Origin of the sequence: Paenibacillus sp. FSL R7-0189, from assembly GCF_037969925.1 — a bacterium.
GTDB lineage: Bacteria > Bacillota > Bacilli > Paenibacillales > Paenibacillaceae > Paenibacillus_AQ > Paenibacillus_AQ odorifer.
This window is the reverse complement of the sequence record NZ_CP150223.1, coordinates 2,014,612-2,037,291: the sequence shown is the minus strand read 5'-3', so window position 1 is coordinate 2,037,291 and position 22,680 is coordinate 2,014,612. Positions and strand designations below refer to the sequence as shown.

Here is a 22,680-nt window from a genome sequence, read left to right as displayed (position 1 = left end):
TCACAAGAGGTGAGAAAAATTAAATTTAAATCGAAAATATTGCTGTATGCCGGTATTGGCTATGTTGTCGCTGTATTAACGAGCTCTTTTCTGCCTGAGTTACTCTCCTTGCTGTTGCCTGTAGCAGGTGCTGCTGTAGGGGTTCTTGCAACGAGAAGTCCGAGAACCAACCTTCCGGCTGAGGTGCTGCCAGCAGGTCCAGAGACGGTACCTATTGCTCCAGCTCCCTCTGCAAATGCTCCGCAATTAAATAGTGCGGCAAATAATGCTGCACCATTTAATCCGGGCAATAGTGGTAGAACTGAGGCAGAACCGACGAAGATTGGACCGGAATTTGCTCCGGTAGTTGAGTACCTTAGCATTCTGGAAGATATGATTATCTCCGAAGGGCAGAAGGATACACTGGACAATGAAATTGTCGAGAAATCACTGGCGCTTTTTGCGAGACTTCAACGTGTAATTCCGCTGCTGCAGGAGCTCAATAATGGCGATATTAATCACACGGTCCGCAGATTGATTCTGAAGGATTTGAATGGTGTGATTAACCCATTTTTGCGCCTAAGTGGTGAAGCAAAGACGAAGAATCGGAGAACGCTGCTGAACGGTCTAAGAGATGTTGATTCCAAAATATCGGATATTGCTTCGACGATCGAACATAAAGACCTGATGGAACTTCAGACGAAGGCGGAACTGATTCATCAGCGGTATAGCAGTTCCGAATTATAGGAGGGAAACCCATGTCCACGCAGTTGATCCAATTAAAAAAAGAAGATGAACAAAAGGTAGTCGAAGAAGCGGCACAATTGATCGAGAAGGTATCCCAAACAGATACAGTCACACTGGATTCTTTAATGGATGATATCGGGAAGCTTGGGGTGAAGACGCAGGAAAAAGCAGGCCAAACCCTCAAACTGCTGGATCGTCCGGTAAATGACCTGATGTCCGGTAAGCGTGTTGAAGTGCCTAACATGATTATGAAGCTGCGGAATGAGTGTGAAAATCTGCAACAGAGTAAGAATGTTAGCTTTTTCGGCAAAATGCTGCGGAAGAGTCCGATGAAGAACTATGTGTACAAATATCAGTCTGTCCGCACGAATATTGATGCGATTGTTACCGGTCTACGCGACGGCAGGGATACCCTCGAAGAGAGTATTGTAAATATGCGCCAGCTGAAACGTACCTCTATGGAGGAGATCTATAACCTGCAGACCAAAATTGCCTTCGGCAATAAGCTAAAAGAGCTGTTCGAGGTGGAGATTGCGAAGCCTGAGAATGAGTTCCGTAAAGCTTATCTGGAGCGTGGTCTACGTAAAGTGATGGTTCGTATTCAGTCCATGACAGAGATGATTCTATTGTACAATCAAGCGATCGCTGCTACAGATATCATCAATGACAATAATGATAAACTGATCGATTCCGTGAATAATGCGATTGATAAGACCTCTAATCTGATCACAGTGTCGGCAATGATTGCGATGTCGCTGGCCGATCAGGAGAATGTTATCAATGCTGTAGAAGCAACAAATAAGACGATTGAAGATCAGTTTAAAGAAAATGCACGCTTGCTGCGTACGACTACAGAAAAAACGACCGAGCTTCTATCCAAACCTTCCATGTCTATGGAAGCCGTGAATCAAGCGATCGGCGATCTGCTTAGCGCATTAGACACTTCGGAACAGTCAAACCGTCGTATTATCGAGAGCTGCCAGGATTATACATCCAAAATGACGACGATCAATACCCAATTGGGCAATCGTCTAGGTCTCAATGAAGCGGACAAGCCTGAGGCGCTGAAACAAGGTGAAGCAGAGAGCCAACTGAGCAGTTTCTTGAACTAATTAGTTAAAAAAAGACCGTAAAAATATAGCAGAGCAGTGAGCCTTCGTTTCTGGGGGCTCGCTGCTCTGTTTTTTTTTGGTTATGGGGTAGTTTGCTTCACCTGCTGTATAGGCGTAAACGCGATCTAATCAAACGAAGTTTGCTGTAGCCAAACATAAAGCCCTATCCACATACATAAGTTGTCACAAGACTACATGTGGAGGAAGTGGGGATAGGCTATGGTTTTAGGCTGTTTGATACTCGTGCTTATCATCGTCGCCAGCAGTGAAAAAGCAGAAGCCATTGCTAAAATGAATGAAGACAATTAGCAAGAGGTAGCTTCGCTTCCCCGTAAGTATTCAGGGATTTTTTGGCGTGAATTGGTTCAAGTAATTTCCAGCGGGTTATTGGGTATAATAACGCAAGGCTGTACGATTAGCCCATAATCAGCTGGAAATACCAAAATCCCTAAGGAGGTCACATGGAGAACGAGGCGCTGCTTCAGGTTGAACATTTAGCACTTAAGAAACAGAAGATATTCCGGCAAAGCGTAATGCGCTATATTGCCAGAGCCATGCTGGCCAGTATGTTTATCGGATTCGGTGTAATTGTAGCCTTTAAGACAGGCAACTATTTCTTTATGGAGCAATCCCCCTTTGCATATCCAATGGCTGCGATAACTTTCGGAGCGGCTATTATTCTAATTTCTTTTGGTGGTGGGGATTTATTCACCGGAGATACTTTTTATTACACATACACGGCACTAAGACGGAAAATGAAATGGTCTGAGGTTGTCCGCATGTGGATCATGAGTTATATCGGTAATATTCTTGGAGCTGCCGTTTTTGCCTTGCTGATTTTTTTGACAGGACTGTTCTATAGCTCAGATGTAAACGGATTTTTGTTATATGTAGTGGAGCATAAGATGGAAGCCCCGGCAGGTCAGCTTTTCTTTCGGGCCATTCTTTGTAACTGGCTCGTTTGTATGGCTTTTTTTATACCCATGAATATGAAAGGCGATGGGGCCAAAATGTTCGCAATGGTCTTATTCGTATTCTGTTTTTTCATCTCCGGCTATGAGCATAGTATTGCCAATATGTGTACCTTTGCGATTGCGCTTGTACTTGATCATCCCGGAACGGTATCGTGGTATGGAGTGTTCCATAACCTTGTCCCCGTTACGATCGGCAATTTAATTGGCGGTGGCGTACTGATGGGGGTAATGTATTATTATGTGAATAAACCTTTTTTGGATGACACTAAGCATTAACAGAAAAACAGAAAATAATAATCCTCCAAAACTTCGCTCTTTTACAGGGGTGGAGTTTTTTTGTGCAGAAAGTTATTTTTTAACATTGGGATTATTTGATTTTTAAGGATTGAAAAGGATTAGAGGGAGAGAGGTAGAATACATAATTATGCAATGCAAAATTGAAGATTCATACAGAATGGGGTAAGGGCTTTGGATGAGACAACAGGGATACTGACGGATGAGACCATTATTAAGGCTTCCAATCAGCATTGTATAGACCAAGGAATTGATCCTGAGCAACCGCCTGTCTTTGCAAAGGGATATTCTGCTGATGAATTGGGAGCGCAGCTTAGCGTATATAGTGAAGTGATTGAGGTTATCGAATTTTTTGTCAAAAAATTTCTGTCCTCAGTAAAGGGGAACCCGATCCTAATTACGATTTCGGATGATGCAGGTTATCTATTAGCGTTCCAGGGAGATGCGACGATTATTGATCTCGTAGGACAGGTAGGCATCAAAGAAGGCGTGCAGATGAACAAAGAGGTGGGTACCAATTCAATCGCTTTAGCCCTTGAATATCAGAGGCCATTCCAGCTGACAGGACGAGACCATTTCCATCATATTTTGCATCATTTAGTATGCTGTACGGCTCCATTTTATAAAGAAAATGGGCAGGAAATCTTAGGTACAATTTCATTTATGGCAGATATAGATGTAGCCCATCCCCATTTGCTGCCTCTGCTCTGTACGATGGCTGACTCGATTGAACGTGAGATTTTGTTGCGGAGAGGAAATTCTCAGCTGCAATTATTAAATCGGATTTTGCTAGAGACCAATTACTTAGGGGTAATCATAACAGATCAATTCGGAACAGTCGTGAATATAAATGAGAACGGTTTAGCCATGCTTCATTTGGGTGGTGAGCATCAAGAGTCTGTTGTTGGAACTAGTGTCTTTGAAATTAGGAATGTGGGCGCATACTTTCAACATGTCATCATACATCATGTCGCATGTGCCGGGTTAGAAGTGATTCAGGAGAAAAACGGGTTGTTCGAGCATTATATGTTAGATGTACTACCCGTTTACGATGCGAATGGTTACTTAGCGCGTGTGATTGGAAGTTTGCGCAACATCACGGAGATGAAAAGAACGGAAGAAGTGCTGCGCAATACAGAAAAGCTAGTGGTCGCAGGACAACTGGCCATGAGCATTGCACATGAGATCCGCAATCCCCTGACTACGGTGAAAGGGATGCTTCAACTGGCTAATAAAGATTCACGTCTGCTGCATTATGATCTCATTATGTCAGAAGTGGAAAGAATGAATCTCATTGTGAGCGAGTTTCTTATTCTGGGTAAGCCGCAGGCTGCGCATTATATGACTGAACAATGTAGTACGATCCTTCTGGAAGTATTGAATATCTTCGCGATTCAGGTGGAGATGAATAATATAGCGTTGAATACAAAGATCCATTATGATGCTGAGATCGAATGTGACCGCAATCAGATTAAGCAGATTTTCCTGAATATCCTAAGAAATTCAATGGAAGCTTTGCCTTTTGGCGGGAGCATTACAGTAACTCTTGATGTGAAGGATGAATTCCAGGTGATTACCTTTACCGATAATGGAGAGGGTATGAACAAGGAAGTTCTGGAGAAATTAGGGGAGCCCTTTCACACGACCAGAGGCGATGGGAATGGACTTGGCTTCATGATTGTCAAAAAAATCGTGACTGCCCACAGAGGATATGTGGCAATAGCTAGTGAAAAGGGAGTGGGCACAGCCGTTACAATTTATCTTCCAATGGCACATTCATACCACAAATGAAACAGCAATAATTCATAATTAAAAAGACTCTTCCGCCAGGTATAGGCGAAAGAGTCTTTTTGTATATCCATTTGCATCTAAGTGTGAGGAATCACCACTTTGAGCCACCCGATGAATTTCCACCGGATTTGCCGCCGCCACCGCCCCAAGAAGAACCGCCGGAGGATTTGCCGCCACTGCCGCCTCCGCCCCAGGAAGAGCCGCCGGAGGAACGTCCCCCACCGAATCCGCCTGAAGAAGGAGGACCAGAGGACATTCGTTTACGGGCTTGTGCACGCCGCTGTTGCTCTCTCATCATGGCTAGCTGGGCCAGCCGTTCTTCCTCTTCCTTTTGGCGAATGATTCGGTTCGCTTCATTCACAAAGGAAGTGATCTGAGCGTCATAAGCGCGGCCAATCGATTCCAGTTCCTCTAGGTTGTAAGGCCGGGATGACAGCCGTTGCTCCAACTGGCTATATTCCGGCAATAAGGACAACTCAAAGCGGATTCTGGAAGACAAGCCTCTGCTGTGCAGCATTCGCTGGGTCGTCTCTACCCGGCTTTGTCCTTCGGAGAAGAGACGTTGTACTTTATCAAGTCTTTCATTTAATGCATTTAGACTTTCAGAGACACCGTCATATTGCCGGCCAGCTTCATCCTGCAATGACAGCAAGCGCTCCAGCGCATCGTGGGCCTTGTCATATTCGCCCCGTTCATCACTGGTCCAGTTCTCAATTTGCGCCACTTCACCTGCGCCTTCCCGAAGACGTGTGCTCCACTCCGTCAGAATATTCTCTATAGTAGCTACATGCTGTTCTTCGAAATGTACACGTGCTTCTGTAATTCGTGCCTGCAGCTCGTCTCGCCGCTGTTTCAAATGGCTCCATGTGGTGCGGAATGTCTCTAGATCTCTACGGTTATTCTGCCGCAGCAGTGCTTGTTGCTCTGTCATAGCAATAGCTTCATCCAGAAGAAGGTCTAGACTGGCGCCGATTCTGCGCACCTCATCCATATCTCCTATACGCAGTGGCGCTTCAAGAGTCAACGATTCTGCGCGGGCCTGCTCCAGGTGATCATATGGCTTAACCTTCATATTGTGCAGTGAATTCTGTTCAATGATCCCGGTGATTTTGGCACGTGCCGCAGCTAATACCGTAGGGAATTTGTTTAGCTTATCATCGTAGAGATCAACATCCTTCAGATCCTGTTCAATCTTTTCCTGACGTTCCTGTGCATCCTCGGTAACCTCTTGTGCAGCAATGGGATCAAAAAGCTCTAATTGGTCTGCCTTAGCTGTCTCCTCCGCAAGCTCCTTAAGTTCCTCTACAATTTCTTGAAGCTCATATCCGGTTTCTTTAACTGCACCTTGCAGTTGCTCTTCAAGCTCCGGCGTATCCTCTTTCAGCTCTGTAATACGCTGTTTGACATTGCGGTCAGCTTCGCTGATGACAGCAATGTGTTTCTCTTCCTCTTCAAGCGCTGCGCGGAAGGAAGCTTCGGTCAGCTGTAATTGTTTCACAGCTGTCTTGAGGGCAGCCAAGCGATAAAATGCCGGCTGAACGCCTTGACCTTCGCTTTGTAGTGCAGAGATTTCAACGAGCTTGGCAGACAGCCGCTTAGAAATACCCTCGACTAGCTCTCCCGTCTTGCCTTGAACGATCCCTTGAAAAGGATTTAGCGATTCCAGTGCCCGATTTGCCTGGACCATTAAATTAGATAACTGTTTCTGTTGCTCGCTAAGCTGCTTGCGGCGACGCAGGCCCGTAACCACTACAAAGAGTAGAAGGAGGATTAGAAGGGCTCCGATAAGAATCGCTGCAATCATAAACATGGAGCTGCTGGAGCGGTTTACACCATTCCCGGCGCCGACTGCGCTCCCGCTTCCTGCGGTTCCTCCAGTATTGCCGGCACGATCTCCAATAGAATGGATGGCATTAATCAAAGCCTTTGTCCCGCCAGCGAAGTCCCCTTTTTTGGCATAAGGAATGAAATAAGTGTCGAGCAGTTTTTGGATGGCTGAACTTCCCGAGGACCCTCCCTGATTCTTAGACCAAGTATTTAACGAGCTTTGAAAGTCTGGATTTAAGAAATTTAGCTCAATGGACTGGTCACCAGCGGAGATCAGCAGTAGAAGATCCCGCGTGGACAGTTTCCACGAGTCGTAAACCTTGTCTGCATACTTATCAGCTGGAGTACCATCTGTGGAATCTACAGTGAGTACGTGGATGGTCAGGAGTTCTCCAGTAGCGGTAGCAGAAATAGACGCGGCTTCTGCGGAACTGAACATTTCAGCGTTATCGGTAACGAATCCCTGCTGTGCAGGAATTCCAGCGGCATATGCACCGGGTATCCATAACAGGCTGAGCATTAAGAATAAAGCTATATACTTTTTCAAGCTGACACGCTCCGATCTGAAGGGCTTTTTATTCTATATATTATGCTGATAATTATACTATATCATTAACCATCAGGTGACCTGGAGATACTCTTATTATTATATAGCTATGTCGGCATACCAACAAAAAAAGCCATGCTCCCAATAAGGGAACACGGCGTATATTCAGAAGCATTATCTTGTCGGCAGACAGAGAATGTATTGCAGTCTGGATTTAATTTCTTTTTGCCATTTCAAATCTCCAACTTTAACGGCAAGATTGAGCAGATCCAGATAATCGTCAACCTGTAATGTTGTTCGGGTAGAGGTAACGTTCATGGGTGATCAGTCTCCTTTTAACTTAAATATAGTAAATTGAAATTATTAACGCTTATAATAATGATAATCATTATCATCGTTTTGTCGTTATTGCTATTATCCACATTTTCTATGTAAAAAGCAATATAAAAATCAAGACTTCGTAACTTTTATCATTTACAAATAAAAGAGTCCATCGAAAGATGGGGATTTGCGTATAATGTGTGGTTTTAGGAAAGAATTAGCAGGAATCTTACCATATTTTGTCGAATACTTTTTAGAATAATGCTTTAAATTCTAAATTTTTGCAAAAAGGGGAATTGGGCAATGAAGCGGTGCACAATGTTGCTTCTGATTATTTTTCTGCTTTTGCTCGTACCTCCTACAGCCGCTCACGCCGAAAGAGAGGATATAAGGTACCAAGTAGAACTGGAATATCCACCGTATAAATATGTAGAAAATGGGTATTTGACCGGGTTTGATATTAATTTGAGCACGATGATTTTTGAGAAGCAGGATTATCTTATTCACTACAGTACTGGGCAATGGGATGAAGTTTACAGTCGGCTGATTCAAGGAGATATTGAGATAGCAGGTCTTATGGCAATTACGGAGTCGCGTAACCAAGAGGTGTTATTTTCAGATCCAGTTATTAAAAACTATATTTCCATCTATGCAAGGCGAGAGCTTGAGGATGAGATCGATTTAAAGACGTTGGGAAGTTATAAGATTGGGTTAGGGAATGGACAGTATTCTGCAACCGTGCTGAACAGCAAGGTGGGGATTACAAATTACATAGAGTATGCAACGACTCCTGAAGCTTTAAAGGCTCTTGAAAAAGGGGAAATCGACCTTCTATTTGAGAATCAGGAAGTGATCGATTATCTGATTGCTGAACAGAAATTGAAGGGGAGTATTATCAAAAAAATGAGCAATCTCTACCCTAGGGATGTTGCTTTTGCAATAAGTAAATCCGCTCCGGAGCTAGTAACTTATGTTAACGAGAGATTGGATCGCCTGCATCGTTCCGGTGCTTTTGAAGAGCTGTATCAGCACTATTTCTTCGTTCATTCAGATTATTATAAAGTTATGATGCGCAATAGATTTATTGTGGGAGCCATTATTCTGCTCGGCCTTCTGATCATTAGTGCGGTTCTGCTAAAAATGTATATTAATCACTTACGGCGGGCGGTTTATTCGGAACAGCAATTTTTTGAGGATGTAATAGAGCATAGCGGTATGGTGGTTTGGGCTGTGCAGGCGGATAAAAAGGTAGTTCGGTTTAACAATTACGCTGAGCGAATGACGGGCTTATGCGAGAATGAAGTAGTGGGCAAAAACATTGAGGATATCGAGGGTCTGGCAGGCAGTACGGCGGCTATTCGGAATCTGCTGGAAAGGGCCGTACAGCTTGACTATGTTGATAATATCGAGCATAAACTTCCGGACAATTCGCCAGCAGCGCGGTATTTTTCATTTCGGACCACCTTGTTAAAAGGATTGGATAAGCAGGCAGCTGATATTTTTGTGCTTGTAGGAGTGGATATCGATGAGCGCAAACAAAATGAGCTAAGGCTTCAGCAAAGTTATGAGGAACTGGAAGCTACTTACGAAGAGCTGTCAGCGACAGAGGTCGAGCTACAGGAGCAATTTGCTAGACTGCAGGTAGGTGAACGACGGTTCAGTCTCGCGACAGAGGGTTCTGGTGCTTACATGTGGGAGCTTGATTGGGAGACAGGACTGTATAATCTATCGGATCGCTGGTACAAGCTCATGGGCTATACGGAGGATGAAATCAATTCATTCGAAAATGGGGTGCTTAGTATTATTCATCCCGATGACCAGCCATCATCCCAAAAGGCAAGACATGATCATCTGGCAGGTTTAACACCTATCTACGAGACGGAATACCGCATGCGGACCAAAGATAATCAATTCGTCTGGTTTGAGGTAAGTGGTAAAGCTATCGTTGATCCAAAGGATGAAGTTGTGTTATTTATCGGTTCACTGATTGATATTAGTAAGCGGAAGCAGGTAGAGCTAAAGCTGAGCAACAGTTATCAGGAGCTTGAGGCAACCTATGAACAGCTAACAGCCACACAGCAGGAGCTTGTAGAGCAATACGATATGCTGGTGGAGAATCAAAAACACATGCATCGTCTAGCTTATGTGGATGAGCTTAGTAATTTACCCAACCGTGTATGTCTACTGGAATCTATGGAGAAATATCTGCAATGTTCAGGAGGCAAGGCGGCGCTGTTGTTCGTAGATACCGATAATTTTAAATACATCAATGATACCTTAGGGCATAAATCCGGTGATGTTCTCATTCAGAAGGCTAGCAAAAGGCTGCAGTCGTTGGTTCGTGAAGGGGATATGCTCTCTCGGCTCGGTGGGGATGAATTCGTGATTTTTATTAAGGATATAGAAAACCACGAGGATGTGCTAGACCTGGCGGAGCGGATCATGAGAGCATTCAGGCAGTCCTTTTTAATCGGAGAGAGTTATTTGTACGTTTCCGTAAGCATCGGAATTTCCTTTTATCCGGAAGATGGGGAGACCACCGAGCAAATCTTGAAAAATGCGGACGTCGCTATGTACCGGGCGAAAGAGGATGGCAAAGGGACTTATGTGGTATATGACAAATCCATGCATACTGCGTTTAATGAACGGATGAATATAGAGAAGCATTTGCGCAGTGCCATGAATAATAATGAGTTTGAGTTATATTATCAACCGCAGGTGGATATCCAGTCTGGATTAATTTCTGGTTTTGAGGCTTTAATTCGCTGGAATAGTCCAACGCTGGGCTTTGTATCTCCACTTTCTTTTATCAAAATCGCCGAGGATTCCAGGCTAATTATTTATATTGGAGAATGGGTGCTTAGGGAATCGTGCATCTTTATGAAGGGCATTCAAGATCGTATGGGCATTCCTTACAAGATATCAGTTAACATTTCCATTATTCAACTATTGCAGGATGATTTCGTCGAGATGGTGCAGGAAAGTCTGGCTGAAAGCGGGCTAAAGCCTAGTTGTCTTGAACTGGAAATCACCGAGTCTATCTTTATGGAATCGTTTGAGAGTATCGTGAATAAGCTTCAATTCCTCAAATCCCAAGGCATTCGTATTGCGCTGGATGATTTCGGAACGGGGTACTCATCTCTTAGTTATTTGCAGCAATTGCCGATTTCTACGCTTAAAATGGATAAAACCTTTATCGATTCGCTTTCGGAAAAAGCTTACAGCCAGTCTTTTGTGCAGACCATTATACAGCTGGGACACAATATGGGGCTGGAGGTCGTTGCGGAGGGGGTGGAAGAGATCAGCCAGCTGGATTTCCTCAGAAAATCGGGCTGCGATAAGGTACAGGGGTATCTGGTTAGCAGACCTGTTCCGAAGCAGGAAGTGGTGGAGCTTTTGGAACCGCAGAAGCGTTACGGAATATAGCAGTTGATACACAGCCCTCATCTACAAGGTGGGGGTTTTTGGTGTGTAATGCTTTTAAGATTAAGTCTTTGCAAAAAAACAAGCTCCGACAGATAAACAGTGTCTGTGGAGCTTGTCACTAGCTGATGACAATTTTATTCTTCCCGGTGTTTTTAGCTTCGTAAAGTGCATTATCAGCCTGCTGAAAAGTGGAATTTTTGGAGTCTGCGCCTGTGTAATCATGCATCCCGATACTGACGGTTATGCTTTTACCTTCCATTTCGGCAAAAGGGGTATCGGCTACTTTGGCTAGAATTTGTTGCATGATTTCATAGGATCGCTCAAAGGTTTTGGTAGTCAAAATGACAATGAATTCCTCGCCACCGTACCGCGCGGCGAAATCATCAGGACCGATATACTCGAGCAGAATCGCTGCGACTTTTTGTAATACGATATCTCCAACGGAGTGTCCATAGCAATCATTTACTTTTTTGAAATTATCGATATCCATAACGGCAAGCTGCATGGAGAATGGATTACTCTGCTGGTGCTCAATTAGCCAACCTAAATATTCGTGAAAAGTCTTGTGATTATACAGATCAGTCAGGGGGTCTATCTTAGATAGACGATCCATAATTATATTCTGAATGCGTAATTCCTGTTCTGACTTAACGGAGTTCTGCAGGGATTGCATCAAATCACGTCCACGAACGATTACTGCAAAACCTGCCAAAGCAGTGCCTGCAAAAATAAGAGCGATAATGATAGTTTGGGTGATCGGTAAGTACTGGTGAATGGGTGTCCTGGTGAATAAAATGATCGTGTACAGTAGAGAAATAGCAGAAGTGGCTATCATATAACTGCTCTTCAGATAGATCATCGAGACTAGTAGCGGGAACAGCATAATTAATGATTTAACATGCAACTCATCGCTGAGATTGACGATAATCAAAACCGCAAATAGATGGCTTGCAACCGTAATGGCGAGTTGGGCCCATAGGGGCTTCCATCTGTAGATTACTTCTAGAATAATGATCAAACTCACTATGATGGAATCAGAAATCAACGAGTGCTCAATATAATCGTACCTGGTAGGGGTTTCCGGACGCTGGCTCCATAAGGATAGAGAAACAATGAACTGGATACTTAAATACACAATCAGGATGATCCAGAATGAATTGAGAAGCACACGATTCCAATAGGTCTGACGAGGAGTTTGAGGTGTGGCGCGCATAATGTGATCCTCTTTTCCAGTGGCAATATGCTTATATATTCGACAATAAGCTCAGGTTTCCTCTTGATGGCTTTCTTGGAAGCGGGAGTTCAACAAGCATCTTTATAAGGGGAGATTGCCTGGCCCGGGGAATGATTGAACGAAAAGGAATACTATAGAAAGTATTTCCTTTAATTAACTCTGCTGATATAATGTTAGAATACATAACATCAATCGAGTGGAGTGGAATTGAAGATGCAGATCCGTCCAAACCAGATTTTTGTAGTCGTCCTGTTGCTTCTTGTCAGTGTGTACAGCTTATTGATTGACATGCTCTGGATTCATAAGCTGGTGATTATTCTGTTTATGGGTTCTCTAGGATGGTTCTCGCTGAATACATCCCGCTACGGTTATCGCAAAGAAGCGCTGCTGAAGGAGTCACAGAACAAAGTGGAGCTTCTTGGCAATGAGATTGTAGTTACCTCGGATCGGCTGCATGGTGCACTTGAAGAAATCAGCCGCCATACAGAGCAGCTGCAGCAGACAGCGGATTATTCACACGCGTATGAAACGGATTTAAGGATTCGCAGCAACGAAGCTAAAGCCAATATTGAAGGGGCCTATCAGACGATGGGCGGTGTAGCTTCAGTTACAGCACATATCGAAGAATTGACGGAAAAACTAGGCTCGAATATGCAATATGCCCGGCAAGGAATGACAGCAATGGTAGATTCCCTGAGCATTGCAGATGGGGTGATGAAGGATCTGCAAACACAGAGTGGGGACATGTTAGCTAAGTTTACTACCCTGAGTAATCATATTGCGATGGTAGAGGAGATCAATACATTGATTAACTCCATTGTGAATGAGACCTCATTGCTCGCGCTGAATGCTTCTATTGAAGCGGCCCGGGCCGGTGAACAGGGCCGCGGATTTGCAGTAGTGGCCAGCCGGATTCGGCAGCTGGCTGATCAAAGCAAGAGCTCGGTAGACCGCTCCTCAGGCATCTTGCTTGACATTAATAATGGAGTACAGCAGGTGCTGGAATCCGTTACGAAAGAGCAAGTCTCAGTGGAGCGTGGGGTGAACGAGGTCGGCACGGTGAAGCTTCGACTCGATGATATCGCGTCGAGAGTAGATGAAGTAGGCAGCGCCGTGACGGAAACAATCGATGCTGCCGCGAAGCAGGGCAAGCTGATTGTAGAAGTGACAACGGAGCTGAGCGGTGCGGTGGCGATCGTGAATGAGACGATTGCCAATGTAGACCTTACGCTGGAGCAGGTGACACGGCAGCGGGATCAAATTGGGCAGCTGAACGAAGTCAGCGCCAATCTGTTAGCGGAGTCGCAATCCTTGCAGCAATCGGTTACTAGCATTGCGGGCAGAGCGGAAATTGAGATGAGCCAATATGCAGCCCGGCTTCAGGAAATGCAGAGTCTCCTGGAGACGATTTCCGCCAAGGAAGAACTTTACGCTCCAGATACTGAAGTTCATCAAGGTGTTTTGAACGCTTACATTAAGAAAATTCCAGATGTACAAGCCATTTGGTCTAATCGGACGGATGGAACCTTTATCTACTCCGAGCCAGCGGCTGGCTTGTTGAATGCTAAGCGGCGTGATTGGTGGAATGGGGCCATGAATGAAGGTGAATATGTCTCTAAACCTTACGTATCTGCGATTACGAAACGTTCTTGTATTACATTATCTAGAGCAATCCGGAATCGTCAGGGAGATGTAGTAGGCGTGGTGGGTATTGATTTAGCGGTGTAATAAAGCAACAGCAGCAAGCCCTTCTGTAGCAGAGGCTTGCTGTTTTTTTTATTCCGATGCTAACACAACTTAGCTTTAGGTAGCGCTGACCTGCAATTGCTTCCACGTTGCCTGCCAGTTTTTTTGTGCAATTCGTTTTTCATAAATAGGGAGTAAGCTTGGATTATTGTTGAAATGAGGGGTAGCCCGCAACACTACATTAATAACATCCGCAATCCCATGCGGAGCGGTTAGGATAACCTTACCGTATTCATCTAAGGAAAGCCCAAGCGCTGTAGCTGTTTCCGGAAACTTGGAGATGGCATCTACAGATGACGTATAGGGTGCAAGGTTGTTAATGGTATGCATTCTTGCTTCATTCTTAACGGACCATGGCACATGGGGATTTAAATCTCTTAGTTTTGCCTCCCATTGCTTTTCCACTTCCTCATGAAGATTGCTGCCGTCATAATAAATAACATCAATATCTGGCAAAGGGGTCCGTTCTTCAAATCCATGTAAGGTATCCCAGATTTTTGAACGTACAAACCCCGCACAAACCCACCAGTCAGGTAACTGTAGCGATCTGGCATTTTCTAAAATATCCATCATCCAGGGATCATTATGTACAAGCTGAATGATATCTGCCTCGTGTTCTATCTTGCGCAAACTGCCACCTCCTAATATTCATGCTTCCAATCTGTTAATATCATACAACAAGAGTTTCAATAGAGGTATAAAGGGACAGGCTGAATGGACAGAGGCATGAACTATCTTTATAATGAATCGACATCGAGACCTTTGGAGGCGGTGACCGTGCAATATACGTTTACTATATTACTGCAATTGTTGGAAAGAGCTGCGTTATTGCTGATGTGTCTATTTGTATTGACTCGTCTGCCGCGGTTTAAAGAGGTTTTTCAAAAAGGGAGTTACGCTCCGCAAGAGCTTGCTATTGCAACGATGATCTTCAGCTTATTTGCCATTTTCGGCACTTATAGCGGAATTAATGTGGAAGGTTCGCTTGTGAATGTACGAATTATCGCCATCGTATCTGGCGGGATTTTGTTCGGGCCATGGGTTGGACTTATAACAGGCATCATCTCAGGGGTTCACCGTTTTCTGATTGATATCGGAGGGGTAACCTCTCTTCCTTGTCTGATTACGAGTATCACCGCGGGCATAGTGTCTGGGATAATCTATCGCCGCACCTCTGGTGAGCGTCGCTGGATAGCAGGCATTTTGGCGGGAATGGCCTGTGAGGCACTGACGATGCTGCTCATTCTAGCGATGGCTCAGCCGATGTCGCTGGGTGTGGATATCGTGTCCAAGATCGCTTTTCCGATGATTATGAGCCAGATTAGTGTCGGCCTGATTGTCGTGTTAGTGCAGAGCGTGGAAGGTGAGAAGGAACGGATTGCGGCTAAGCAGTCCAAGCTGGCGCTTGATATTGCCAATAAGACCTTGCCGTATTTTCGCAATATTAACCAGGAGTCGCTGCACACCATCTGCCAGATCATCAAAGAGGATATCGGTGCAGACGCTGTAGCGATTACTGATACTCGGTTTATTCGTGCCTATGTTGGTGTGGGTGAGGAGGATTATGAGACAACTAACGATATTATCAGTGAGGAAACTAAAGTAACGTTGTCCAGTGGTGAAATTACCATCCGTAATGATGATAGTGATTACGTGAATCCGCAGATCAAGTCGCTGATCATTATTCCTTTAAAGGAAAAGGGTGAGGTGACGGGAGCGCTCAAAATCTATTACACCAAAGCCCACAAGATTACCTACTCACTTCAAGCTATGGCCGTGGGTCTGTCGCAAATGATCTCTACCTTGATGGAAGTGTCGCGGGTGGAAGGCATTAAGGAAATGGCGAACAAAGCGGAGCTGAAGGCACTGCAGACCAGCATTAACCCGCATTTTTTATTCAATGCACTGAATGCGATTGCGTCCTCGATTCGAATTAATCCGGATAAGGCGCGTGAGCTGATTGTGAATCTGTCCGGTTATATGAGATACAATCTGGAGCTTACCGATGAATTCATTGATATCAAACGAGAGCTACAGCAGGTCCAGCAATACGTAGAGATCGAAAAGGCGCGTTTTGGAAGCCGGCTTAACGTGCTTTATGATATTGATGAGGTTCAGGTTCGGATTCCGAGTCTGATCATTCAGCCGCTTGTAGAAAATGCGATTATACATGGCATACTGAAGGTAAGAGGGACAGGAACAGTAACGATTTCTGTAAAAGACCACGGGGATACCGTACGGGTGGGCATTCGCGATACCGGAGCTGGCATCAGCGAGGAAACGATAGAGAAAGTCTATACTGGCGATATGCCGGAGAATAAAATCGGGCTGTTTAATGTACACCAACGGGTAAAGCTGATCTATGGGACTGGACTTACCATTCAGAGATTGGATAAAGGGACGAACATCTTTTTTGATGTTAAAAAGGAGGACCAATGAGAGCGATCATCGTAGAGGATGAAGAGCTGGCAAGACAGGAGCTGGCTTATTTAATAGAGACGCACAGCGGGATCGATATAACGGCACAGTTTGAAGATGGGCTGGACGCACTTAAATTTTTGCAGAGTGATACGGTAGATGTGATTTTTCTGGATATTAATATTCCCTCTATCGATGGGGTGCTGTTGGCACAGAATATCAGTAGATTCTCGGTAAAACCCTACATAGTGTTCATCACTGCGTATAAGGAGCATGCCGCTGAGGCGTTTGAGATTGAAGCTTTTGACTATATTCTTAAGCCGTATAGCGAGGTTCGCATTAAAGCCATGCTGCACAAGCTGGAAAATGCGTTTGCCAACCGTGGACGACAGGGGGAAGAGGAGCGTAATCCGGTCAGTGACAAGGTTAATCTGTGGAAAAATGAAAAGATTATCGTAGTGAATGCCGACGATATTTATTACGCCTCCGCGCAGGAAAAAAGTACAAGTGTGATGACTAAAGGTGAGGAATACAGCATGGCACTTAGTATTAGCGATTTCTTTCAGCGGCTGCCGCAGGATCGTTTTTTTCGCTGCCATCGTTCCTATATTGTTAACCTGTCCAAGATCAAGGAAATCATCCCGTGGTTCAACAATACGTATTTGCTGCGCCTGCATGATTTAGATTTTGAAGTGCCGGTAAGTCGTAGTAAGGTAAAAGAATTCAGGCAGATTATGCGCTTATAAATGCAATTCATTCTTCATTTCCGTCATCTCATGCCGGATTTCTCTCAACATCGGCTGGTTTAGCTACAATAAAGAGGCGATAGAAGCTCTTGTAGCAGACAACGAGAGAGAAAGAAGGAAAAGACCATGACTACGACAATGGACAGCAAAAGCACCAAACGGTGGCTAATCGTATTAGGTACAGTAATTATGCAAATGGGCCTAGGTACCATCTATACATGGAGTTTATTTAATGCGCATCTGGTAACAAAATTTGGCTGGGAGCTTAACTCCGTTTCGATTACTTTTTCTATAACGAGCTTTGCACTCGCTTTCGCCACCTTGTTCGCAGGGAAGCTGCAGGATCGTTTCGGGCTTCGCCGTTTGACTGCTACTGCTGGGATTGTGCTCGGACTAGGATTGATCCTTAGCTCGCAGGCCAATTCACTCTTCATGTTCTATTTATTGGTTGGGGTGATCGTTGGTTTTGCGGATGGGACAGCTTATATCACTTCATTATCTAATTTAATTAAATGGTTTCCGAATAATAAAGGTTTAATCTCCGGCGTATCCGTTGGTGCTTATGGAACAGGGAGTTTGATCTTTAAATATATTAACGGCGGGTTGATTGACTCAGTGGGTGTGTCTAATACATTTATGTATTGGGGTTTGATTGTTATGGGCATGATTGTAATCGGTTCCTTGCTCGTAAGAGAAGCCCCGGTTCAAGCGGCCCCAGCACCAGCGGGTTCAACGACAGCTGCAGTAATGAGTTCACCGAAAGACTATACGGTCAAAGAAATGCTGCGGACAAAAGAAGCGTATCTGCTATTTATCATCTTTTTCACCGCCTGTATGTGTGGTCTGTATTTGATCGGTATTGTAAAAGATATCGGCGTGCAGCTGGCTGGACTTGATGTACAGACTGCAGCTAGTGCGGTGGCTATGATTGCGATCTTTAATACAGCGGGACGTTTAATTCTGGGTGCTTTATCTGACAAAATAAGTCGCTTGAAGCTGGTAGGCGCATCACTTGCTGTAACTGCGGCGGCTATGCTGACCCTCAGCTACGCGACCCTGAATTTCGGACTTTTCTTCACTTGTGTAGCAGCCATTGCGTTCTGCTTTGGCGGGAATATCACGGTGTTCCCGGCCATTGTCAGCGACTTCTTCGGACTGAAAAATCACAGTAAGAACTACGGAATCGTCTACCAAGGTTTTGGTATTGGTGCCCTTTCCGGTTCGTTTATCGCCGTCTTCCTAGGCGGGTTCAAACCAACCTTTGTTATCTTTGGCCTCTTGTGCCTGCTGGCCTGCATCATCGCGATTTCTCTGAAACCGCCAGTGGCGAAGTCGAAAGAGAAAAAAGCGCTGCGTCTCAAAGCAACGGAACGTACAGCTTAAGGTGTAATTGAAGTTAGAGCCAGGCAGCGATTCTCCGGTTAGTGGAGAATCGCTGCCTGTTTTTTTGATTTGCGGTGGCTTGCTGAGCTGAGACTTGTTTGGGCGGATTATCTTCAATTGGGAGAAGGAGTTTTGCTGGGATCTGAGAAGTAACTGCATTCTGTGCAACTATTCCGTATGAAATAGTGAATCTTCGGACTTTAGCTGTATTCTGTACAACTAAAACCTCGAGATGTTGCTTAGAGGCGAAAAAACCAAGGAAATAGTTGCACCAAATACAGCTATATCTAATGGTGGCGTGATGCGTGAAAAAATAGTTGTATGAAATACAGTTAAACGTGACTACCCTTGCACCAGCACCAGCACCAGCACCAGCACCAGCACCAGCACCAGCACCAGCACCAGCACCAGCACCAGCACCAGCACCAGCACCAGCACCTATATCACTACGAGCGCCTAGCACCTACATCACTAGGAGCACTTAGCACCTACATCACTAGGAGCACCTAGCACCTATATCACTACAGGCACCTACACCAGCACCTACATCAGTACCAGCATCTGTACCAACGTCTGTGGGCCTGCACCATCACTTTTGCCATTCCTTTCCCTTCGTCTCTCTTTTGCGTCTAAACATTGCCTCCGTTACTGCTCAATATGTTTATTTAGAGGGTGGATAGATTTGTCGGACGCACAGCGGATTTTTTGTAACTAGGTAAGCAAGTACATCAATAGGACAGTGTGGTCGAAGCAGTGTTGGATGTGATCTGATTCTTGCGGAACTCGGATGGGGAGACCCCACTAAGTTTATTGAATATGCGGTTGAACTGGGAGAAACTGTTGAATCCGCATTGCCCGGCGATCTCGGAAATCTTCAGGCGGGTGTAAATCAGCAATTGCTGGGCATTACGGACCCGGGTCATCTGAATATATTCTGTCAGCGTGGAGCCGGTAATTAACTTAAATTGGTGTGATAAATAATAGGAGCTGATAAAGAACTCTTTAGCGAGGAAATCAAGGGATAACTCGCTGTTGTAATGGCTATGGATGTATGCGGTGATCGAGTAGATTTTTTGCATAATGGCATTTCCGATCTCCTCTGGGACATAGCTGTTCTGATCCCTGCGCTGGTATAAAGCACATAGAAACTGTTGGAAAAGGCTGTGAATCAGTACTGGATTTAATGGTGAAGTGCTGTGTGATAAGGTGAAGATAGCGTTAAGAGGATCAAACACGGCTTTGCGCAACTCTTTTGGCAAACGGTAGATCGGTATTTCTTCCCAAAATGAGAGAAACATACTTTTGTAAGCGTTCTCTAAACCGGGTATATCCTTGGGCATGGCGAAGTTTATGATCAGCCGCTTAAACGGCGGCCCTTCCGGATATTGTGTCTTATGCATCCGATAAGGACGCAGGAGCACGATGTCATACTGCTGGAGGGCGCAGACATTCCCATCGATAATATGAGTGGCTCGGGAATCCATTAAGATATGAATCTCGTAAAAATCATGAAAATGCTGAAACTCCATATTGATATCGTGAGAACGCTGGTCATAATCAAAATAGTAAAAAAGGGGATCAACGGGCGTGTTGATACGTACGCTATATCCTTGTTCGTACAGTAAGTCGCTTTCAAGCAAATGCTCTCACCGCCTTATTCTGTAATATGCACTTATTATATGTTCAGAAAAGCAAGATTTGCAATATATGAGGGTTATTACAGCAAATATAAAGTAGTTTTTGTATGGAATGGTTTGATATATTACGGGTGAATGGAACTAGCCAACATGAGGGAAGACCCAAAATGGCAGGCGAAGGGGCGGAAAACAGATGAACAACAGCCGGATTAGTAAAGTTGAGATCATTGAAAAGCTGAACCGCGTGACGGATAAGCTGCTGAAGCTGGAGCGGCCGGAAAACGAAGCCGAACTGCAAAATTTAGGGGAGGATGCGGGACGACGGGGGTATTTTGCTCGTGATTTTGGCATGGAGGAATGGGATTGGCCGCAGGGAGTGGGGCTTTACGGACTTCAAAAACTTGAGCAGCATTTCAAGGATGAGCGTTATCAAGAATATGCCAAGCTTTGGATGAGCAAGCAGCTGGGCAAGGGGCTGCCGAGCCGGAATATCAATACAACAGCGCCGTTGCTGTCATTGATGGAACTGAAGGAATCGGAGGAATTAAGCCTGGAATGGGTACAGTGGTTGATGCATGGCCTGCCGCGGACGAAGGAGTCTGGTTATCAGCATGTCACAACAGGAGCGAGCAAGGATGAAGTTACGCTCAACGATAATGAAATCTGGATTGATACGTTATTTATGGCTATTTTGTTCACGGCAAAAATGGGTGTGAAATACGATAATTCCGCATGGCGGCAAGCGTCGCTTTACCAACTGCTGCTGCATATCAAATACCTGTATGATAAAAAGACAGGGCTGTTTTTTCATGGCTGGCATTTTGGCGGCCGGCATAATTTCAGCGAAGCCTTCTGGTGCCGGGGTAATAGCTGGTTTACACTCGGCCTGCCTGAATACCTGGATTTGATGGGGCCGTATCTGGACAGTGGAGTGTTTGAATATCTTCAACAGATCCTGAACGCACAGGCAACAGCTTTATTAGCCTGCCAGAGCGGAGATGGATTGTGGCATACGCTGCTGGACGACTCTAGCAGTTATACTGAAACGTCAGGCTCAGCAGCTATCGCAGCGGGTATTTTGCATAGCGTACGCAGGGGGTTGTTGCCGGAATCGTATGCAGGTCATGCCCTGAAAGCGATCCGGGCGGTGCTGGACAGAATTGACGATGAAGGCACGGTGCTTGGTGTATCCGGCGGTACTCCGATTGGTGCTGCAAAAGAAGATTATAAGCAAATCATTATTGCCCCTATGGCCTACGGGCAGGCCATGGTTTTAGTCGCACTAGGTGAAGCGTTACATTACTGTTGAGGTTGAGTAAATAGCTAAGGCGAGAGTCAAAAAAGCTGGAGAAATATTTGCTTGTAACTTCGCTGGTGCTTGGAGTATACTATTTTCGGGATGGTTAAGCGCTTACCTCGAAGGAGGATAAGCAAACATGGTAAATCCGATCGTAGTTGGCATTATTGGGGCAGGCAGAATTGGCCGGCTTCATGCAGATAATCTGCGTGTGATGCCGTCGTTTAAGTTGAAATCAATTGCGGAGGCTGTGGTAAGTGAGGAATTGCTGGTCTGGGCAGAGAGCCGGAATCTTGGCTCTGCATTTGTGAATGGGCAAGACCTTCTGAATGACCCTGAGATCGAGGCTGTGTTTATCTGCACACCTACGGATACCCACGCCTCATGGATTGAGCTAGCAGCCCGGGCTGGGAAACATATTTTCTGTGAAAAGCCGATCAGCCTGTCGTCAGAGTTTACCCACCAGGCACTGAAGATAGTGGAGGATGAGGGTGTATTGCTACAGGTCGGCTTCAACCGGCGAATGGACCCTAGCTTCCGCAAACTTAAGCAACTGGTTCAGTCAGGAGAGCTAGGCAGTCCACATGTTGTGAAGATCACATCACGTGATCCGCAGCCTCCGGGTGAGGCTTATGTGCGGTCTTCCGGCGGGATGTTTATGGATATGACGATTCACGATTTTGATATGGCCCGTTATCTGATGGGTGAGGAAGTAACAGAAGTTTATACCCGAGGTGCCAATCTCGTTGATCCGATGTTTGGGCGCTGCGATGATGTGGATACAGCTGTCATCACGCTGACCTTTGCCAGTGGCGCAATCTGCGTCATTGATAACAGCCGTAAGGCTGTATATGGTTATGATCAACGTGTGGAGGTGTTCGGTTCCTGCGGCTCAGCCACCGCCGACAACTGCCGTCCAACAACTGTAGAGGTTTCAACCGCTGCTTCGGTCACACGCGATCAGCCGCTTCATTTCTTTCTCGAGCGGTATAACCAGGCTTTCGTGGAAGAGGTTGCCGCATTTGCCCGGGCAATCCGCTTGCAGGAGCCTATCATTTGCAGCGGGCTTGATGGGCAACAGGCGGAACGGATTGCCGAAGCCGCTAAAGAATCCTATCTTACCGGGCTTCCGGTCAAGTTGTCTTCTTGTGCCGGAGAGGGAATATCGGCGACACATGCTTTGTAAGCGGATGCAGATGCT

At 45.3% G+C, this 22,680-nt stretch carries 16 protein-coding genes; 11 read left to right on the top strand and 5 right to left on the bottom strand.

What is annotated here, in order from left to right:
- Positions 1-18: 18 nt before the first annotated feature.
- The 4 genes from MKY63_RS08715 (at position 19) to MKY63_RS08700 (ending at position 4,897) form a co-directional block, all read left to right on the top strand.
- Positions 19-726: a hypothetical protein gene (locus MKY63_RS08715; protein ID WP_036687454.1), complete on the top strand. Its 708-nt coding sequence runs from the start codon at positions 19-21 to the stop codon at positions 724-726.
- An 11-nt stretch (positions 727-737) separates the two neighbouring features.
- Positions 738-1,838 carry a toxic anion resistance protein gene (locus MKY63_RS08710; RefSeq protein ID WP_036687432.1) on the top strand — a complete coding sequence of 367 codons (1,101 nt, stop codon included), beginning with the start codon at positions 738-740 and terminating at the stop codon, positions 1,836-1,838.
- 461 nt (positions 1,839-2,299) lie between these two features.
- Positions 2,300-3,088, top strand: coding sequence for a formate/nitrite transporter family protein (locus MKY63_RS08705; RefSeq protein ID WP_038568317.1), 789 nt, complete (start codon positions 2,300-2,302; stop codon positions 3,086-3,088).
- Between the two features lie 192 nt (positions 3,089-3,280).
- Positions 3,281-4,897, top strand: a complete 1,617-nt coding sequence (locus MKY63_RS08700) for an ATP-binding protein (protein ID WP_036687435.1) — start codon at positions 3,281-3,283, stop codon at positions 4,895-4,897.
- 91 nt (positions 4,898-4,988) lie between these two features.
- Here the strand turns inward: MKY63_RS08700 and MKY63_RS08695 are convergent, their stop codons facing one another.
- Complete coding sequence (locus MKY63_RS08695) at positions 4,989-7,271, bottom strand: TPM domain-containing protein (protein WP_339812479.1); 2,283 nt, start codon at positions 7,269-7,271, stop codon at positions 4,989-4,991.
- A gap of 174 nt (positions 7,272-7,445) precedes the next feature.
- Positions 7,446-7,589 (bottom strand): hypothetical protein, encoded by a 144-nt coding sequence (locus tag MKY63_RS08690; protein WP_167348483.1) that lies wholly within the window; start codon positions 7,587-7,589, stop codon positions 7,446-7,448.
- A 306-nt stretch (positions 7,590-7,895) separates the two neighbouring features.
- Here MKY63_RS08690 and MKY63_RS08685 point away from each other — a divergent pair, with 306 nt between their 5' ends.
- Positions 7,896-11,018 carry an EAL domain-containing protein gene (locus MKY63_RS08685; protein WP_076215615.1) on the top strand — a complete coding sequence of 1,041 codons (3,123 nt, stop codon included), beginning with the start codon at positions 7,896-7,898 and terminating at the stop codon, positions 11,016-11,018.
- A 118-nt stretch (positions 11,019-11,136) separates the two neighbouring features.
- Here MKY63_RS08685 and MKY63_RS08680 read toward each other — a convergent pair whose 3' ends face one another.
- Positions 11,137-12,231 (bottom strand): GGDEF domain-containing protein, encoded by a 1,095-nt coding sequence (locus MKY63_RS08680; RefSeq protein WP_076224874.1) that lies wholly within the window; start codon positions 12,229-12,231, stop codon positions 11,137-11,139.
- Positions 12,232-12,465: 234 nt separating this feature from the next.
- Here MKY63_RS08680 and MKY63_RS08675 point away from each other — a divergent pair, with 234 nt between their 5' ends.
- Positions 12,466-13,980 (top strand): methyl-accepting chemotaxis protein, encoded by a 1,515-nt coding sequence (locus MKY63_RS08675; RefSeq protein WP_051491509.1) that lies wholly within the window; start codon positions 12,466-12,468, stop codon positions 13,978-13,980.
- 75 nt (positions 13,981-14,055) lie between these two features.
- Here the strand turns inward: MKY63_RS08675 and MKY63_RS08670 are convergent, their stop codons facing one another.
- On the bottom strand, positions 14,056-14,571 hold the full coding sequence (locus MKY63_RS08670) for a nucleotidyltransferase family protein (RefSeq protein ID WP_051491511.1): 516 nt from the start codon (positions 14,569-14,571) through the stop codon (positions 14,056-14,058).
- Between the two features lie 261 nt (positions 14,572-14,832).
- Here MKY63_RS08670 and MKY63_RS08665 point away from each other — a divergent pair, with 261 nt between their 5' ends.
- The 3 genes from MKY63_RS08665 (at position 14,833) to MKY63_RS08655 (ending at position 18,545) form a co-directional block, all read left to right on the top strand.
- A complete protein-coding gene (locus MKY63_RS08665; RefSeq protein ID WP_280513476.1) occupies positions 14,833-16,437 on the top strand; it encodes a sensor histidine kinase in 1,605 nt (534 codons plus the stop codon).
- Positions 16,434-17,162 carry a LytTR family DNA-binding domain-containing protein gene (locus tag MKY63_RS08660; protein WP_036687441.1) on the top strand — a complete coding sequence of 243 codons (729 nt, stop codon included), beginning with the start codon at positions 16,434-16,436 and terminating at the stop codon, positions 17,160-17,162. Before MKY63_RS08665 ends, MKY63_RS08660 begins: the two co-directional genes overlap by 4 nt.
- A 126-nt stretch (positions 17,163-17,288) precedes the next feature.
- On the top strand, positions 17,289-18,545 hold the full coding sequence (locus tag MKY63_RS08655) for an OFA family MFS transporter (RefSeq protein WP_256721526.1): 1,257 nt from the start codon (positions 17,289-17,291) through the stop codon (positions 18,543-18,545).
- A gap of 728 nt (positions 18,546-19,273) precedes the next feature.
- Here MKY63_RS08655 and MKY63_RS08650 read toward each other — a convergent pair.
- A complete protein-coding gene (locus MKY63_RS08650; RefSeq protein ID WP_038568333.1) occupies positions 19,274-20,185 on the bottom strand; it encodes an AraC family transcriptional regulator in 912 nt (303 codons plus the stop codon).
- 190 nt (positions 20,186-20,375) lie between these two features.
- Between MKY63_RS08650 and MKY63_RS08645 the strand changes: the two genes are divergently transcribed.
- Together MKY63_RS08645 and iolG are read left to right on the top strand one after the other, a co-directional pair.
- Entirely contained in the window at positions 20,376-21,491 is a 1,116-nt protein-coding gene (locus MKY63_RS08645) for a glycoside hydrolase family 88 protein (RefSeq protein ID WP_038568335.1), read from the top strand.
- Positions 21,492-21,618: 127 nt separating this feature from the next.
- A complete protein-coding gene (gene iolG, locus MKY63_RS08640) occupies positions 21,619-22,665 on the top strand; it encodes an inositol 2-dehydrogenase (RefSeq protein WP_052096728.1) in 1,047 nt (348 codons plus the stop codon).
- Positions 22,666-22,680: the final 15 nt, after the last annotated feature.